Source organism: Clavibacter sp., assembly GCF_014802555.1.
Taxonomy (GTDB): Bacteria; Actinomycetota; Actinomycetes; order Actinomycetales; family Microbacteriaceae; genus Clavibacter; species Clavibacter sepedonicus.
On the sequence record NZ_JAAVCB010000040.1, the window covers coordinates 1 to 18,165 of the forward strand.

At 73.6% G+C, this 18,165-nt stretch carries 10 protein-coding genes, 1 tRNA gene and 1 other RNA gene; 7 read left to right on the forward strand and 5 right to left on the reverse strand.

Translation table 11 applies throughout. From position 1 onward, the window contains the following. The 5 genes from HDR73_RS04925 to HDR73_RS04945 form a co-directional block, all read right to left on the reverse strand. The coding region (locus HDR73_RS04925; RefSeq protein ID WP_287136278.1) for an aminoglycoside phosphotransferase family protein at nt 1-868 on the reverse strand (868 nt) is incomplete at its 3' end. Further along, nucleotides 865-1,515 carry a hypothetical protein gene (locus HDR73_RS04930; RefSeq protein ID WP_012297631.1) on the reverse strand — a complete coding sequence of 217 codons (651 nt, stop codon included), beginning with the start codon at nt 1,513-1,515 and terminating at the stop codon, nt 865-867. The genes HDR73_RS04930 and HDR73_RS04925, both read right to left, overlap by 4 nt. Before the next feature lie 200 nt (nt 1,516-1,715). Further along, nucleotides 1,716-1,803, reverse strand: a tRNA-Ser gene (locus HDR73_RS04935). A gap of 45 nt (nt 1,804-1,848) precedes the next feature. Beyond that, complete coding sequence (locus HDR73_RS04940) at nt 1,849-4,635, reverse strand: helix-turn-helix transcriptional regulator (protein ID WP_012297632.1); 2,787 nt, start codon at nt 4,633-4,635, stop codon at nt 1,849-1,851. Nucleotides 4,636-5,033: 398 nt separating this feature from the next. Next, nucleotides 5,034-5,687, reverse strand: a complete 654-nt coding sequence (locus tag HDR73_RS04945) for an SDR family oxidoreductase (RefSeq protein ID WP_041464259.1) — start codon at nt 5,685-5,687, stop codon at nt 5,034-5,036. A gap of 86 nt (nt 5,688-5,773) precedes the next feature. Here HDR73_RS04945 and ffs point away from each other — a divergent pair. From ffs to HDR73_RS04980, 7 genes are all read left to right on the forward strand, one after another. Beyond that, nucleotides 5,774-5,870: signal recognition particle sRNA small type (gene ffs / locus HDR73_RS04950), an RNA gene on the forward strand. Between the two features lie 50 nt (nt 5,871-5,920). Then, a complete protein-coding gene (gene pta / locus HDR73_RS04955; RefSeq protein ID WP_012297634.1) occupies nt 5,921-8,038 on the forward strand; it encodes a phosphate acetyltransferase in 2,118 nt (705 codons plus the stop codon). Between the two features lie 54 nt (nt 8,039-8,092). Next, nucleotides 8,093-9,283 (forward strand): acetate/propionate family kinase, encoded by a 1,191-nt coding sequence (locus HDR73_RS04960; RefSeq protein ID WP_012297635.1) that lies wholly within the window; start codon nt 8,093-8,095, stop codon nt 9,281-9,283. A gap of 303 nt (nt 9,284-9,586) precedes the next feature. Continuing rightward, nucleotides 9,587-13,894, forward strand: coding sequence for a choice-of-anchor G family protein (locus HDR73_RS04965; protein WP_012297636.1), 4,308 nt, complete (start codon nt 9,587-9,589; stop codon nt 13,892-13,894). A 219-nt stretch (nt 13,895-14,113) separates the two neighbouring features. Then, nucleotides 14,114-15,010, forward strand: a complete 897-nt coding sequence (locus HDR73_RS04970; protein ID WP_012297637.1) for a DUF5819 family protein — start codon at nt 14,114-14,116, stop codon at nt 15,008-15,010. Beyond that, nucleotides 15,007-16,227, forward strand: a complete 1,221-nt coding sequence (locus tag HDR73_RS04975; RefSeq protein ID WP_012297638.1) for an HTTM domain-containing protein — start codon at nt 15,007-15,009, stop codon at nt 16,225-16,227. Before HDR73_RS04970 ends, HDR73_RS04975 begins: the two co-directional genes overlap by 4 nt. 45 nt (nt 16,228-16,272) lie before the next feature. Beyond that, nucleotides 16,273-18,165, forward strand: a 1,893-nt coding sequence (locus HDR73_RS04980; RefSeq protein ID WP_287136279.1) for a DNA polymerase III subunit gamma and tau, incomplete at its 3' end; no start/stop codon positions are given.

Below are 18,165 nucleotides of genomic sequence, written 5' to 3' on the forward strand. Positions count from 1 at the left end.
CGGCCGCCCCGAGCCGGGCGAGCGCCTCGAGGCGCGGCAGGCGTGCGGCGTCGGCCGCATCCCACGCCGCCGACAGCGCGCAACCCGCCTCGGCCCAGGCGAGCACGGCGTCCCGGTCGATGCCCGTCTCCTCGGCGACCACCCGCGCGCGCCGGGCCAGCCGTCCAGGACGCAGCGCGATCCCGGGCGTCGGGTTCGCGAGGATGTTGGCCGTGTCGAAGCCGGGGTCGCCCACGAGGGCCTTGGGGTCGATGGCGCGCCACGCGTCGTCGTCGTCGTGACCGCCGCCGCCGAAGCGCAGGACGTTGCCGTGGTGGACGTCGCCGTGCAGCACCGCGGTCGGGCCGGATCCGGCCAGCAGCTCGCGGGCGACCGCCGCACCGCGGTCCAGGGACCGGGGGAGCGGCCGCGCGGGCTCGACCAGCTCGCGGAACCAGACGGCGAGGGGCACGGCCTCGGCGCACGTGCGCGGGTCCAGCGGCACGCCGTGCAGCCGCGTGGCGGCGCGGGCGAGGATCCGCGTGGCCCGGTCGTCGCGCGCGTCCGCGTCCGGCCCCTCGGCCGATGCCTCGCGCACGAGGATCCCCGTGTCGTCCGCGCGCGCCATGACCACGGTGCCGTCGGCGTCGGACGCGAGCACGGGCGCGGCACCGCGGCCGGCCCACGCGGCCATCAGGCGTCCGCCGCGCCGCTCCTCCTCCACGAGGGGCACCTTGAGCATCAGGCGGGCGCCGTCGCGGCGGACCGGGGCGAGCACGCTGCTGGGGGTGCGGACGGCCGGGCCGTCGGGATCCAGCCGCCAGCGCTCGAGGAGCGGCCCGAGCATCGCGAGGTCCACGAGGGCCGCGTCCGCGTCCGCGTCGATCACAGCCGGATCGACACGGGCACGCCCGTGAGCGCCATGATGCCGACCACGGCGCCGATCACGCCCATGCCCAGGAGGACGAGCGCCCCGGCCAGGGCGAGCCGCGACCGCTCGTACCAGGGCAGGACCCCTCGGCGGGCACCGCGCAGCTCCGCCATGGTGAGCACCTTCGCCTGCTCCGTCAGCGGCAGGTCGAGGTCGCCGGCCATCGAGCGCATGGTCCACAGGTCGTACACGTGGCCGCTGAGGCGGAGGAGGAGCCGGCCGTCGACGTCCATGACGAACAGGCGCGGCTGCGTGTCGAGCGTGAGGCCCTGGTAGACGTGCGCCACCAGGAGGTCGTGCACGCTGCTGCGGCGGACGCGCGTGCGGCGCAGCAGGAAGCGGGACTCGACGTCGCCCGTGGTGTGCGAGATCCGCACGTACGAGGTGCGGTACAGGGCGGCGAGAAGCGCGCTGAGCAGGCCGACCACCGCGACGCCGAGGATCACGGCCGCCGCGTTCCCCGTGGGGATGGCGAGCACCAGGAGCGCCGCCCCCAGGGGCACGACGAGCGCGAGCGTGGCGAGGGCGAGCTGCCGCAGGAGGGCCGCGCGGGGGCGGATGATCGTGCTCGCGCCGTCACGGGGCGCGTCGCCGTCGTCCTGCACGTCGCCTCCGGTCGTCGTCCGACGCCGTCCTCGCGTCTGCCGTCGTCCGGCGTGCCGCGCGCATCTCGGGACGGGCGGCTCCCGCGGGTGCGGGCGGGACGACCGTTCCAGCCTAGGCGGGTGCCGGCCCGGCGGGCAGGGGCGCTATGGGGGACACGAGAGCCCCGCCGGACCGGTGTCCGTCGGGGCTCTCGTGCGACTGGCGGAGGATAGGGGATTCGAACCCCTGAGGGCTTTCACCCAACACGCTTTCCAAGCGTGCGCCATAGGCCACTAGGCGAATCCTCCATGACGCGTGCCGCGGCGTCAGGAACGCGGCGGCACCCGTCGATACTACCTGCCCGCGACGAGGCCCGATGCACCCGGGGTGTCGAGCAGCCCCGCGAGGGCCCGACGCGAGGGCGCGCCGAGCTTCGCGCGCGCCTGGTAGAGGTGCGACTCGACCGTGCGGACGGAGAGGAACAGGCGTCCGGCGATCTCCCGGTTGCTCAGCCCCTGCGCCGCGAGCACGCCGATCTCGAGCTCCCGGCGCGTCAGCATGCTGACGTCGAGGACGGGCGTGACCGAGGCCGCGGCGGTGGCGGGCGCACCGCGGTCGATGCGCGTCTGGATCCGCGCGAGCGTCGCCCGCGCGTCGGTGAGGGCGGGTCCTGCTGCGTCGCCCGCCAGCATGCGCAGGAGGTCCTCGCACGCGGCGAGGGCCTGCTGGTGCAGCCCGGACTCCTCCAGCGTGCGCACGCCCTGCGCGACGAGCGCCGCGTCCGAGGTGCGGGATCCCTCCACCACCTCGGCCATGCCGTGCAGCGCGGGCACGTCGGTGCGCTCGCGCACGAGTCGGGCGCCCTCGACGAGGCGGGGGTCCGTGGATCCGAGCGTCCAGGCGCGGAACAGCATGCCCGCCCGGAGCGCATGCGCCTCGCCGCTGAGGTCGCCGACGTCGAGGAGGAGCGTCGCCGCCTCCTCCGGCCGGCCGCGTGACGCGAGGATCTCCACGCGCACGCCCTCGGCGAGCATGCGCTGGTACGGGTAGCGCGGGTCGGCGCGATGCGCGATGTCCGTCGCGATGCGCTCGGCCTCCTCGGTGCAGCCGCGGAGCGCGAGCACGCGGGCGCGCTGCATCCCGATCCAGAGCCGCCACGTGCCGGTGTCCGGCCCGATGAGGCGGTCGTCGGCGAGGCTCAGCTCCGCTTCCGCGCGGTCGAGCCGCCCGAGGTCGAGGGCGACGCCGCCCGTGATGGCGCCGAGGACGGGGATGAACCACTGCGCGTCCTGCGCGATCGCCGACTCCACCCACGCATCCAGCTCGCGCTCGAGGTCGGGGATGTCGAGGCGGCAGAGCCGACGGCTGAACGCGCTCGCCGAGAGCATCTCGAGGCGCGCCTCCTCGAGCAGGATGTCGTCGTAGGTCCCGCGGCGGTCGGGGCGGCGGGACACGAGCCCGAGCCCGTCGTCGATGGCCTCGCCGAGCTCGGCACCGCGACCCAGGTGGCCGAGCGCGAGGACCACCGAGCGCTGGGCGCGCAGGCGCACGAGCGGGCTCGACGCGCGCGCCCCCGCATCCCGTGCGGTGGTGAGCGCCGTCTCCCATTCCATCTGCCCGAGCGCCATGGCCGCGCCGATGGCGGCTGCCTCCGCGCACGCGTCCGAGTGGGCCTCCGCTCCGTGCCCGATCCCGTCGAGAAGACGACGGACGTGGTCGGTCCCCGGCAGCGCGGCCTGCGTCGCGAGGACGCACCAGCGGAGCGCCTCGACGCGCTCGCCCGGCATGAGCGCCGCGGTGTCCAGGGCATCCATCGTCTCCATCGCGCGCGCCGGGTTGCCGAGCACGGTCAGGGCGCGAGCCTGCTCGCAGGCCGCGTACGCGACCGAGCCGCCGTCGCTCGCGATCTCCGCGAACGCGAGCGCGTCGTGCGTCATGCCGACGTCGTTCGCCAGCCGCGCTGCGACGAGGTGCACGGCGGCGAGGGTGTCCGCGCCGAATCGCTCGACGGCGTCGCGGCGCCCGTCGACCGTGAGCGTGCGCGCGATCAGCAGGCTCTCCTTCGGGCTGAGCGGGACGCCGTGCGACGCCTCCTGCAGGAGGGACCCGACGACGCGGCGCGTGAGGGCGTCGACGGCCTCCGGGTCGGTGCGGGCGAGCGCGGCCTCGGCCTCCAGCAGGTCGGCGCGGAGGATCCGGTCGCCCTGGCCCTGCACGCGGGCGAGGCCGCGCGCGCCGAGCACCCGCAGGATCGTCTCGCCGAACAGGCGGGCGGCGCGCTGGTACGGCACGCCGTCGAGGCGGGCGAGGAGCACGAGCGTGCTGCGCTCGTCGTCGTCGAGCATCGACACGCGCGAGGAGACCAGCTCGAGGATCCGGGCGCGCGGCGCGTGCGGGCTCGGGAAGGCGTAGCCCGTGACGGTCCGCTCCGTGCCGTCCGACTCGAGCGCCTCGAAGGTCAGCTCCCGGACGAGGAACGGGCGGCCGCCGCTGCGACGCTGGATCTGCACCCGCGTCGCCTGGTCGAGCGCCACCTGCCCCGCGATCGAGTCGATCATCGCGTCGACCTCCGCCGCGTCGAGCGGGGAGAGGTCGAGCCGCTCGGCGTAGCCGTTCCGCCACAGGCCGAGGATCTCGTGGGCCGCCTGCGCCGCGCGCACGGCCTGCTCGGTGCCCGGCTCGGGTTCGCGGGCGCGGAGGTGGCGGGCGTCGCCGCCCGTGTCGTCGACCGTGACGAGCAGCGTGCAGCGCTCGCTCGCGCGTGCGTCGACGAGCGCGGCGCGGACATCGGGCGCCATGAGGTGCCCGTCGTCGATCACCACCACGGGTCGCACGGCGGGGAGCGGGCGCGCGGCGCGGATCCCGGGGACCTGGTCGATGACGCGGCGGAGGACGTCCGGGAGGTCGGGCGTGGACGCGTGGGCGCGGATCACGGTCAGGCCGTTGCGCGTGAGGGCGTCCGCCACGCGACCGGCCACGTGGCTGCGACCCGAGCCGACGCTGCCGGTGACGACGGCGCTCGTGCCCGCCGCCAGCCAGCGCTCGAGCGTCTCGAGGTCGCGGGCGCGGCCGCCGCGGCCGGGAGCCGGGCTCTCCACCCGACTGCCCGACCGGATGTGGGTGTGCGTCATCTGCTTCATGTGACCCCCGTCGTGAAAGCGGTGGTCCGCGCCGCATCCCCCGAGGCCGCGCGGTCCCTGTGACCCCATCTTGCGCGGAAACCGGGGTTCCGGCCAGGCGCACCGACTGTTACTTATCCGATGCGTCACGGAAATAAGTAGTCGGCACTGTGGGGGACGCCTCGGGGCGCTCCTAGCGTGTCCCTCATGTCCGGGCATGGGGATGCTCCGGACGGTGCGCTCCGGCGCACCATGCGTGCGATGCACGGGAGCACGACGGCTTCGGGTGCCGTCGACCCGACGCGTCGCCCGCGGCACGACCCGGGTGCCTCAGCAGCCCGGAAGCGGATGACGGCCCCCTCCGGGGCGGAGGGGGCCGTCATCCAGGTCCGCGCGGGTCGCGCGTCGTGCGGGTGCCGCTAGTAGCGCAGGCCCGCGATGGCCTCGGCGACGGGCTCCTCGCCCGAGATCGCCTCGAACTGGACGCGCACGCCCGTGCCGTCGACGAGCGCGGTCGCCACGATCTCGGCGACGTCGGCGCGGGGGATGGTGCCGCGGCCCGTGGAGGTGCCCACATGGATCCGGCCGGTGCCGGGGTCGTCGGTGAGGCCGCCGGGGCGGACGATGGTCCAGTCGATGTCGCGGGCCCGGAGGTCGGCGTCCGCCTCGGACTTCGCGCGCTGGTAGATCTCGTAGGTGTCGTCGCTGTCGGGGTCGAAGCCGTCGACGGCCATGGCCGAGATCATCACGTAGCGGGTGACGCCGGCCTTCTCGGCGGCGTCGGCGAGCAGGATCGCGCCGTCGCGGTCGATGGTGAGCTTGCGCTCCGGGCCGGAGTCGGGCCCGCCTCCGGCCGCGAAGACCACGGCGTCGGCGCCCTGAAGCGCCTCGGCGACCTGGTCGACGTCGCTCTGCTCCAGGTCGAGCACGAGCGCCTCCGCCCCGGCGTCGGCGAGGTCGGACGCGTGGTCGGGGTTGCGGACGATGCCGACGGGCTGGTGGCCCTGGTCAGCGAGTCGTCGTTCGAGCAGTCGGGCGATCTGGCCGTGTCCTCCGGCGATGATGATGCGCATGGCGTCCACGCTACGCCCGGCCCGGTGAGCGGCTGCTGGGCGGGCCGCTGCCGACCGTCGGGCGTCCCGCGTCGGGTACACTCGGTGTCGGCTCCTCGCGTGGTGCCATCCAGGTGAACTCCCCCAGGGCGGAGACGCAGCAAGGGCAGCCGGGCTCTGGCAGGTGCGCGAGGGGTCTTCTCCTTTTAACAGACGCAGGTGTCCGCGCAGGCGACGCCCATAGGCTTGCGGGCATGGCTCGGAGCATCTACATCACGTCCGCCGAAGGGCACTCGGGCAAGTCGACGGTCGCGCTGGGGGTGCTCGACACCCTGACCCACCAGATCCAGCGCGTGGGCGTGTTCCGTCCCATCGCGCGCTCCATCGTCGAGCGCGACTACGTGCTCGAGGCGCTGCTGTCGCACGACGGCGTGGACCTCGACTACGACGAGTGCGTGGGCGTCACCTACGACGACGTGCACGCGGATCCCGAGGCCGCGCTCTCCCGCATCGTCGAGCGCTACAAGGCCGTCGAGGCCAAGTGCGACGCCGTCGTCATCGTCGGCAGCGACTACACCGACGTCGGCAGCCCCACGGAGCTGTCGTTCAACGCGCGCATCGCGGCGAACCTCGGCGCCCCCGTGCTCCTCGTGCTCACGGGCCGCCGCACGGACGAGACCGGCGGCCGCAGCCCCGACGAGATGCGCCAGATCGCCGACCTCGCGATCCCCGAGCTGGTGACCGCGCACGCGGGCCTCCTGGGCGTCGTCGTGAACCGCGCCGACCCCGAGCAGCTCGACGCCATCACGGCCGCGATCCCCGCCGCCGTCCCCGCATCGCTCCAGGCGCAGGCCCCGCACGTGCCGGTCTGGGCGATCCCCGAGGACGCGTTCCTCGTCGCCCCCACCGTCGCCGAGCTCCTCGACGCGGTCGACGGCACGCTCGTCAAGGGCGACGCGGCGCTCCTCAGCCGGGAAGCGCTCGGCGTGGTCGTCTCCGCCATGTCGATGGAGAACGTGCTCGCGCGCCTCACCGAGGGCGCCATCGTCGTGATCCCCGGCGACCGCAGCGAGGTCCTCCTCGGCGTGCTCACGGCGCACGCCTCCGAGACCTTCCCCACGGTCGCGGGCATCGTGCTGAACGGCGGCTTCGCGCTGTCGCCCACCATCGAGCGCCTCGTCTCCGGGCTCGACGAGACGCTGCCGATCATCTCCACCGAGCTCGGCACGTACGAGACCGCGAAGCGCATCACGCAGACCCGCGGCCGGCTCTCGCCCGAGTCCAGCCGCAAGATGGACACGGCGCTCGCCGCCTTCGAGCAGCACGTCGACACGTCGCGGCTCCTCGAGCTGCTCGACGTCAGCCGCTCCGACGTGGTCACCCCGCTCATGTTCGAGTACGGGCTCATCGAGCGGGCCAGGAAGGCCGGCAAGCGCATCGTGCTGCCCGAGGGCACCGACGACCGCGTGTTGCGGGCGGCCGGCACGATCCTCAGCCGCGGCATCGCCGACGTCACGATCCTCGGCGAGGAGATCGAGGTGCGCTCGCGGGCCATCGGCCTCGGCATCGACATCGGGCGCGCCACCGTGCTCAGCCCCTTCGACGCCGTGCTGCGCGAGCGCTTCGCCGAGGAGTACGTGCGCTTGCGCGCCCACAAGGGCATGGTGCTCGACATCGCGCGCGAGACCGTCACCGACGTCTCGTACTTCGGCACGATGATGGTGCAGCTCGGGCTCGCCGACGGCATGGTGTCGGGCGCCGCGCACACGACGGCGCACACCATCCGGCCGGGCTTCGAGATCATCAAGACCACGGACGGCGTCTCCGTCGTCTCGTCGGTCTTCCTCATGGCGCTCGCCGACCGGGTGCTCGTCTACGGCGACTGCGCCGTGAACCCGGATCCCACCGCCGACCAGCTCGCCGACATCGCCATCTCGTCGGCGGGGACCGCGGCGCAGTTCGGCATCGAGCCGCGCATCGCGATGCTGTCGTACTCGACGGGGGAGTCGGGCGCGGGTGCCGACGTGGAGAAGGTGCGCCAGGCCACGGCGCGCGTGCGGGAGCTGCGGCCCGACCTCGCGGTCGAGGGACCCATCCAGTACGACGCGGCGGCGGACGCGGCGGTCGCGGCCACGAAGATGCCCGGCTCCGAGGTCGCCGGCCGCGCGACGGTGTTCATCTTCCCGGACCTCAACACGGGCAACAACACGTACAAGGCCGTGCAGCGCTCGGCCGGCGCGGTCGCCATCGGGCCCGTGCTGCAGGGGCTCCGCAAGCCCATCAACGACCTCTCGCGCGGCGCGCTCGTGCAGGACATCGTCAACACCGTCGCCATCACCGCCATCCAGGCCGAGGGGATCGAGGCGGGCTGAGCGCCCGTCCGTCCCGTCGTCTTCCCACCCGCCGCACCCGTCAGGAGCCCACCCGTGCCCGTCGTCCTCGTCGTCAACTCCGGATCGTCGTCCTTCAAGTACCAGCTCATCGAGATGGACACCGAGACCGTGCTCGCCTCCGGCCTCGTCGAGCGCATCGGCGAGGAGGTCGGATCCACGCGCCACAAGGCGGGCGGCGACTCGTGGGAGCGCGAGCTGCCCATCGCCGACCACACCGCCGGCTTCCAGGCGATGCTCGACGCGTTCGCGGATCACGGGCCGTCGCTCGAGGAGGGGCCGCCCGTCGCGATCGGCCACCGCGTCGTGCACGGCGGCGACGTGTTCGTCGAGCCGACCGTCGTCACCGAGAAGGTGAAGGCCGACATCGACGACCTCTCGGCGCTCGCGCCGCTGCACAACCCGGGTGCGCTGCAGGGGATCCAGGCGGCCCAGACCGCGTTCCCCGACGTGGCGCACGTGGCCGTGTTCGACACCGCGTTCCATCAGACGCTGCCGGCCGAGGCGTACACGTACGCGATCGACCGGGAGCTCGCGGCCGCGCACCGCATCCGCCGCTACGGGTTCCACGGCACGAGCCACAAGTACGTCTCGGAGGCCGCCGCGCGCCTGCTCGGCAAGCCGCTGGAGGAGACGCGGATCATCGTGCTGCACCTCGGCAACGGCGCGTCCGCGGCGGCGGTGCAGGGCGGGCGGTCCATCGACACGTCCATGGGGCTCACCCCGCTCGAGGGCCTCGTCATGGGGACCCGCTCCGGCGACATCGACCCCGCGATCCTCTTCCACCTCGCCCGGCACACCGACCTCGGGCTCGACGACCTCGAGACCCTCCTCAACCGGAAGAGCGGCCTGCTCGGGCTCACCGGCCTCGGCGACATGCGCGACGTGCAGCGCGCCGCCGCCGACGGCGACGAGGACGCGCAGACGGCGCTCGGCGTGTACCGGCACCGGATCCGCCACTACGTCGGCGCCTACGCGGCGCAGCTCGGCGGCGTCGACGCCGTCGTGTTCACGGCCGGCGTCGGCGAGAACAACCCGCTCGTGCGGCGGCGCTCGCTCGCCGGGCTCGAGTTCATGGGGATCGGGATCGACGACGACCGCAACGAGCTGATCAGCTCCGAGGCGCGCTTCGTGAGCCCCGACGGATCGCCCGTGGCCGTGCTCGTGATCCCCACCGACGAGGAGCTCGAGATCGCGCGCCAGTCGCTCGCGGCCACCGGGAACTGACCCGCCGGTCCCTCCGCCGGCGCTCCCCCGCTGGGACCCCCGAGGCCCGCGATCCGACCGGATCGCGGGCCTCGCGTCGTGCCGGACGGCCGTGCGGACCAGTAGCGCCACTGGGACGCCTACTGATCCGACTGCGTGGTCCCCTCCCGCGCAGACCAGTGCCCCGCAGTGTTGTCCCCCCTGCGACCGGATGCGAGCCTCAGACGACCGTGGGAGTGGTGGGGGCCGCCCCGCGGTGACGCACGGCCGCGTCCACGAGCGCGGCCGGCCATGCAATCGAGGGGAACGCAGATGGCACTACACATGCCCAGCCGCAGAAGCAGGCTGGCGACCGCGACGGCCTTCGGGCTCGCCGCGGCGATCGTCGCGTTCGGGGGCACCGCGCCCGCGAACGCCGCACCGGGGGACACGGCGGAGGCCGAAGGGCGCTTCCTGACCCTCACGAACGTCCCGCAGGTGATCGCCCTCGATGGCGCGTACACCTCCTACGGACCCGGCGACACCGCCGCGCAGGTGGAGAACGCGCCGCTGGACGTGGACGTCCTGAACGGGCTCGCGAACGCGCAGCTCGCCGCCGGCGTCACGCTCGGCTCGCTCCTCGACCTGGACCAGGCCGCGGGTGCGGGCGTCCTCCAGCAGTACGCCTCGAGCGGACCGGCCGGAGCGACGGGCGCGGCCGGCGCCGTGTCCGACACCGGCGCCATCCAGGTCGGCCAGGGCGCCGGACAGCAGACGGTCATCGATCTCGGCTCGACCATCGAGTCCATCGGTGCCGAGGGCGCCCTCTCCGATCTGTCGCTGCGGTTCGGGGCCATCTCCTCCACCACCACGTCGACGGGGACGGGGACGCCGACGTCGGACTACGACATCGCCTCGGCCGAGGCCGTGCTCACGAGCCCGCTGGTCGCGCAGATCAGCTCCCGGCTCACGGCGGCCGTCAACGGGATCGCCCCCGAGATCGCCGCCGACATCGACGTCTCGGCCGCAACGGGCCCGCTCCTCGAGGGGATCCTCGGGGAGAACGTCCTCACCGCGGCCCTCGAGGTCGGGACCCCCACGGTCACCGCCACGGCGAACGTGAACACGGCGGCCGTCGTGCAGGCCGCGCTCGCCGAGCCGCTCACGAACGCCGACGGGACGGTCTCGATCGACGTGTCCGCCGGCTCCATCACGGTGGATCTCGACCGGATCCAGGCGCTCAACGACCGGGATCCCGGAGCGTCGATCCTGACCTCGGCCATTCTCGCGGACGTCGTCGACTCGGCGATCACGAACATCTTCACGGACGTGCTGCCGAACCGCCTCGTGACCGCGCTCCGCGCCTCCACCACGGTGGACATCGCGGTCACCGCGCCGCTCACGGTCGGCCTGCTCAACACGGACGCGGGTGATCTCGTCGTCAACGTCGACGTGTCGCTCGACCGCCTCCTCGGCGGGACGACCGGCACGGCCCCCACGGTGAGCCTCGATGGGACGAACCTCATCGGCATCCCGGTGTCCCTGGCGGTCCTCACGCCGCTCTTCGATGACCTGGTGACCGGGCTCCTCGGGTCGAACGCCGACACGGATCTCCTGCCGGCCATCGGCGACGCGCTTGCCGGCGTCAGCACGGGCGTGATCACGGCACTCGCGCCGGCGCTCGCGGTCGTCGACCAGGTCGTGCGCCTCACGGTCAACGAGCAGACGCCGGACGCCTTCATCGACGGGGACGGCGTGGACGCCGGATCCTCGTCGGTGACGGCCCTGCGCGTGCGGCTGCTCGGGAACGGAGGGCCGACCATCGACCTGGCCCGCTCCACCGTACGCGCCGTGCCCGCCCCCGTCGCCGACGACGTGACCATCACGTCGCCGACGCCGGACCAGGTGATCGAGCTGGCCGACGGGCAGACGACCGTGGTCGTCCCCGTCACCGGCACCGCCGATCCGGACGCCGAGGTCACGCTGACCGTCGGCGGCCAGACGGTCGGTCCGGTCGAGGTCGGACCCGGTGGCACCTACACGCTCACACCGACCGCCCTCCCGGCCGGCAACTACACGGCCACCGTCACCCAGACGATCGACGGGCAGGCCGCGGGCTCCGCGACGGTGACCTTTACCATCGCGGCGGCGGCCACGGACATCACGATCACGACGCCCACGGCGGACCAGGTCTTCCTGACCACCGCGGCGGACCCGACGGTCGACGTGCCCGTGGAGGGCGCGGCCGACGTGCGCGCCTCGGTCACCGTGACGATCCCCGGCCAGACCGCGCAGACCGAGCTGGTCGGCGCCGACGGCCTCTACGACGTGGCGTTCGCCGACCTCCCGGTCGGCACGTACACGGCGACCGCCACCCAGACGATCGACGGCGTGGTCCGCGGGACGGCGACGGTGACCTTCACGGTCGGCGCCCCCGCCGCCGCGGTGACGATCACGTCTCCGTCGACCGGTGACCAGATCCTCAGCGCCGGCACCGTGCCGACGGCCGACGTCCCCGTGACCGGCGCCGCCGACCCGCGCGCCACCGTCACGGTGACGATCCCCGGCCAGGACCCGCAGACGGAGCTCGTCGGCGACGACGGGGTCTACGACGTGACATTCGCCGACCTCCCGGTCGGCGACTACACGGCGACGGCGACCCAGACGATCGGCGGCACCGCCGCAGGATCGGCCACGGTCACCTTCTCCGTCATCGCCCCGGCGGTCGCCGTGGTCATCGACACCCCGACCGACGGGCAGGACTTCGTCGTCCCGGCCGGCGGCACCGCGGTGCCCGTGACCGTGAGCGGCAGCGCCGACGTCCGCGGATCCGTGCTCATCGCGGTCACGGGCCAGACGCCCGTCACGCAGGTGGTCGGGGACGACGGCCGCTTCGAGGCGACGTTCCCCGGTCTCTCCGCCGCGGAGTACACCGTCACGGTGACGCAGACCATCGGCGGCGCTGCTGCCGGTTCGGACACGGCCGACTTCACCATCTCCGTGGCCGGCGTCGACCAGGTCGTCATCCTGACGCCCGAAGACGGCGACTTCGTGCCGCTGCCCGACGGCGACACCACCGTCTCCGTCCCGGTGACGGGCACGGCCGACCCCGACGCCACCGTCACGCTGACGGTCGGCGACACGACGACGGCTCCGGCGGAGGTGGACGACGACGGCGGCTTCTCGCTGGCGACGCCCGATCTGCCCTCCGGCACCTACACGGGCACCGTCACGCAGACGATCGACGGCGTCGCCGTCGGCACCGACACCGTGACCTTCACGATCGGCGTGCCGGTGGTCATCGTCTCGCCGTTCGACTTCCAGGTCTTCCCGCTCACCGGCGGGGCGACCACGCGTGACGTACCGGTCTCCGGCACGGCCGACCCGCTGGGGACGATCACGGTCTCGACCCTGGGTCTCGACCCGATCACGACGGAGGTGGACGCCGACGGAAACTGGACGGTGACGTTCTTCGGCCTGGAGCGCGGCACGTACGACGTGACCGCGACGCAGACCATCGGCGGCGCCCCTGCCGGCGAGGACACGGTCACGTTCGACGTGGGCGTGGACGGCGGCGAGGGCACCGACTCCGATGCCGACGGATCCGCGGCCGCGGTGGACGTGGACGGTGGCGGCGTTGACGCCGCCGGCACGGATGCGACGGATTCGGCGGATGCTGCGGGAACGGATGCGACCGATGCCGCAGGCACCGATGCGACGGATGCTGCGGGAACGGATGCGACCGATGCCGCAGGCACCGATGCGACGGATGCTGCGGGAACGGATGCGACGGACGCCGCTGGCACCGATGCAGCCGGAACCGACGCGACCGATGCTGCTGGCGCTGACGCGACGGATGCTGCTGGCGCCGACGCGGCGGATGCTGCCGGTACGGATGCGACGGATGCTGCTGGCGACAACGATGCGGACACTGATGCCGCTGGCGCTGATGCGACGGATGCTGCTGGCGCTGACGCGGCGGATGCCGATGGCGACAACGATGCGGACACTGATGCCGCTGGCGCTGATGCGACGGATGCTGCTGGTGCTGACGCGACGGATGCCGCTGGTACCGATGCGACCGACGCCGCTGGCGCCGACGCGACCGACGCTGCCGGTACCGACGCGACGGACGCCGCTGGCACGGACGCGGCCGACGCCACCGACGGATCCACCGACGGCAGCGACGCCCCCACCCGGGCCGTCGTCCGCTTCACGGAGATCGTCCGTGGCAGCGGCTCGATGCAGATGGTCGACGCCTCCGGCTTCATCCCCGGTGAGACGCTCAACGCGACGGTGTTCTCCACGCCGAAGCCGCTGGCGCCGATGATCGCGGACGCCGATGGACGTGCGACGTTCGTGTTCGAGATCGGTCCGGACTTCGAGATGGGGGACCACCGCGTCGAGGTGAGCGGAGTCCAGTCCGGCATGGCCGACGAGATGGACACGCGATTCCGGGTCCTCGGATCCACCGTCCCGGCGGGCCAGCCCGGCACGCCGATCAGCGGCGGCAACGGCGGCGGATACGGCGGCGGCATCCTCCCGGTCACGGGCGGCGACGCCGACGGGATGCTGCTGCTCGGCGGCATCGCGCTCCTGATGATGCTGACCGGCGCCGGTGCCCTGCACCGAGGCCGCAGCCGACGGGCGTGATCCGCACGGCCTGAATGCGAGGAAGGCGGGCGGTCCGGCGAGAGCCGGGCCGCCCGCCGGATCCGCTCCCGGGCCGACCCGTACGACCGCATGACCCGCATGACCCGCATGACCCGCACGACCCGCACGACCGCACGACCCGTACGACCGCATGACCAGCTCGACCCGCACGCCCCGCACCACGAAGACCCACCCGACGCACGAGGGGGACGGCTGACGATGACCGACACGACCCACGACCACGACGTCGAGCACGACGCCACCGAGGACGTCGCCGTCGACGCCTCCGAGTCGACCGACCACGACCCCGCCGGGGTCGCGGACGAGGGCGCCTCGCCGGTCGACCCCGCCGACCCCACCCCACCCGCCCTCACCCGCGCCGCCCGCATCGGCACGGCCATCGCGGCGCTCGTCGTCGTGATCTACGTGGCCACCTCGATCCTCATGGTTGTCCCGCAGAGCGACGCCACCCGCGCCCTCACGGCCGCCGCCCGCCCCTACTTCGGCCAGCAGTGGAACGTGTTCGCGCCCTCGATCCAGAAGACCAACCGCTACCTCGAGATGCAGGCGCAGTGGCGCGACGACTCGGGCGCCCTCGTGAAGAGCGAGTGGGTGGACATCACCCGCGCCGAGTACGAGGCGGGGGAGGGCCGGATCCAGTCCTCCCGCACCGTGAAGCAGAGCGCGAACCTGCTGAAGACGTACACGGAGCGGTTCCGGGGTCTCACGCGGGAGCAGCAGGCGATCGTGCAGGACACCTTCATCCGCCGCGCCGACACCGACTCCGGCTTCGCGGCCAAGACGGCCGTCTCCCTCATCGACCAGCTCCAGGCGCTGGACGAGGGCAGCCGCGGCCGAGTGATCACCATGCTCCGCGCCGACTACGTGCTCAAGGAGTTCACGACCTACTGGGCCACGGCCTGGTTCGGGCGCGACATCGAGCGGGTCCGCTGGCGCGTGGCGACCGAGCGGCCCAACGACTTCGCCCACCGGTCCGACGAGCAGCAGCAGTTCACCCCCTCCACGCGCACCTTCGGGTGGCGCGAGGCGGACGACGTGATCGACCCCCAGGCGCTCAGCGTCTACCAGGGGATCGTGGAGAGGTACGCACGATGAGCGCGAGAACGCACGAGACCACGTCGACGCCGAAGGCCGCGGCCGCGGGATCCTGGGCGGGACGCCCCCGGACCGCTCGCGCCGTCCCCTCCGCCCGCGCCGCCCGCGTCCGCCGGCTGCTGCAGGACCGCGAGCTCCTCACCGCGCTCCGGGATCCGCGCGGCTGGCCCCGCGGCATCGCGACCTGGATGACCGAGCGCGAGCACGCCACCTTCAGCTTCGCCGCGCTCCGCATCACGCTCGGCGCCGTGATCCTGATGGTGCTCGTCACCTGCTTCGCCGACCGCCACTACCTGTGGGGCGTCGGATCCCGCTTCATCGATCCCGAGGCGTCGCGCCGCGGCTGGCTGCCGATCTTCACCGGCCTCTTCTCGAAGACCGACGCCACCCTGTTCGACCTCTCCTACCTCCTCCTCGTCGTGCTCGCCGCGCTGTTCACGCTCGGCTGGCGGACGCGCATCGTGACGCCCTTCCTGCTCCTGTTCTGGATCGGCCTGTCGACCAACAGCACGCTGCTCACCAACGGCGGCGACACCGTGCTGCGCCTCACCCTCTTCTTCGTGCTCTTCGCCGACCTGTCCCGGCACCTGTCGCTGGACGCGGTCCGACGGCGCCGCGAGCGCGAGGCGGCCGAGGCGGGGATCGTGCGCCGGCGCCCGCCCCAGCACGTCGAGGCGGCGCGGACGCTCGTCGACCGGATCCCGCGGCTCGTGCGCGTGCTCCTGCACAACACCGCGCTGGTGCTCTGCGCGTACCAGATCATGCTCGTGTACGTGAACTCCGCGATCCTCAAGCTGCAGGGGCCGGAGTGGCGCGACGGATCCGCGACCTACTACTCGCTCGTCATCGAGGGCTACCGGCCGTGGCCGTGGCTGAGCGACCTCCTCACCCAGGCCAGCGTCGGCGTGGTGCTCGCGAGCTTCCTGGCGGTCGCGTTCCAGGGCCTGTTCCCGCTCCTCATCCTGTGGCGGCCGACCCGCATCGTCGCGCTCGTGGTCATCACGGGCATGCACGTGATGATCGGGATCCTGCTCGGGCTCTGGCCGTTCTCCCTCGCGATGATCGCGCTCGACTTCCTCTTCATCCGGGACGCGACCTGGCGCGAGGGCCTCGCGCTCGCCCGCCGCGCGCGGGCGGAGGCGCCCGGCCGGCTCCGCGAGCTGCGCGAGCGCCGCTCCTCCCCAGCCGCGCCGGCCGAGGTCCCCGCGGAGAGCTGACCCGCGGCGGCCGGACGGTCGGGGGTGCCCGGTATCCTCAGGACCGTGGTCACCGCCCTGTATCGCCGTTATCGGCCAGAGAACTTCGCCGAGCTCATCGGCCAGACGCAGGTGACGGATCCGCTGCGCACCGCCCTCCGCACCAACCGCGTCAACCACGCGTACCTCTTCAGCGGCCCGCGCGGCTGCGGCAAGACCACGTCGGCCCGCATCCTCGCCCGCTGCCTCAACTGCGCCGAGGGCCCCACCGACACCCCGTGCGGCGTCTGCCCCAGCTGCGTCGAGCTCAGCCGCGACGGCAGCGGATCCCTCGACGTGGTCGAGATCGACGCCGCGAGCCACAACGGCGTAGACGACGCCCGCGACATCCGGGAGCGCGCGGTCTTCGCGCCGGCGCGCGACCGCTACAAGATCTTCATCCTCGACGAGGCCCACATGGTCACGCCGCAGGGCTTCAACGCCCTGCTGAAGATCGTGGAGGAGCCGCCGGAGCACGTGAAGTTCATCTTCGCCACCACGGAGCCCGACAAGGTCATCGGCACCATCCGCTCCCGTACGCACCACTACCCGTTCCGGCTCGTGCCGCCCGCGCAGATGCTCGACTACGTGGAGCACCTGTCGCGCGAGGAGAGCGTGCAGGTCGCGCCCGGCGTCCTGCCGCTCGTCGTCCGCGCCGGCGGGGGATCCGTGCGCGACACGCTCTCCCTGCTCGACCAGCTCATCGCCGGGTCGGAGGACGAGAGCGTGGAGTACGAGCGCGCCGTCGCGCTCCTCGGCTACACGCACGCGGCGCTGCTCGACGAGGTCATCGACGCGATCGCCCGCCACGACGCGGCCGCCGCCTTCGCGGGGGTCGACCGGGTCATCCAGACCGGCCAGGATCCGCGGCGCTTCGTGGAGGACCTGCTCGAGCGCCTGCGCGACCTCATCATCGTGGGCGCCACCTCCGTCGAGGGCGCCGCCGCCGTGCTGCGCGGCACCCCGGAGGACGAGCTCGAGCGCATGCGCGCCCAGGCCGTGGCCTTCGGCGCCGTCGAGCTGTCCCGTGCAGCCGACGTGGTCAACGCCGCCCTCACCGAGATGACCGGCGCCACCTCGCCGCGCCTCCACCTCGAGCTGCTGGTGGCGCGCGTGCTCGTGCCCGCGAGCGACGACACGCACCGCGGCGCCCTCGCCCGGGTCGAGCGCCTCGAGCGCCGGGTCGGCGTGGCCGACGCGGGGGCGGATCCGGCGCCCGCCACGCCCGTCGCCGCAGCTGCGCCGGCAGCAGCTCCCGCGCCCGCATCGGCTCCCGCTCCCGCCGCCACGTCGGCTCCCGTCGCCGCTCCCGATCCGGCCCCGACTCCCGATCCGGCCCCCGCGGCGAAGTCGACGGAGACCGGTGCCACCACCCAGACCCCGGCCGCATCCGCTCCCGACGAGTCCTCCCCGTCGTCGTCCGGGACGGGCGCCCCCGCGGCGGAGGCGCCCTCCGCGCCCGCGCCGACCGCGCCCGTCGGGCCGGTCACCTTCGAGCAGCTGCGCGACTCCTGGCCGTCGGTCGTCGAGGCGGTCGAGAAGGCCAAGCGCAGCGCCTGGCTCGTCGCCGTCACCGCGACGCCGCGCGCGCTCACGGACGACGTGCTCACGCTGTCCTTCGTCAGCGCCAACGACGCGGAGCGGTTCAAGGAGCGCGGCGCACCCGGGCAGGGCGTGAGCGACATCCTGCGCACCGCCATCCTCGACGTGCTCGGCATCCGCGTGAAGTTCATTGCGCGCGTCGAGCCGCACGGCGGCAGCGCCGCCCCCACGGGCACCTCGGCTCCGACCGGCGGCGGATCCGCGTCGCCCGCGCCCGACGCCTCCCGCCCGGCGGCGTCCGCACCGTCGTCGGCTCCCACGCGCCCGAAGGGCGGGAACGCCGCCACCACGTCCGCCCCGGCGACTCCGCCCGCGTCA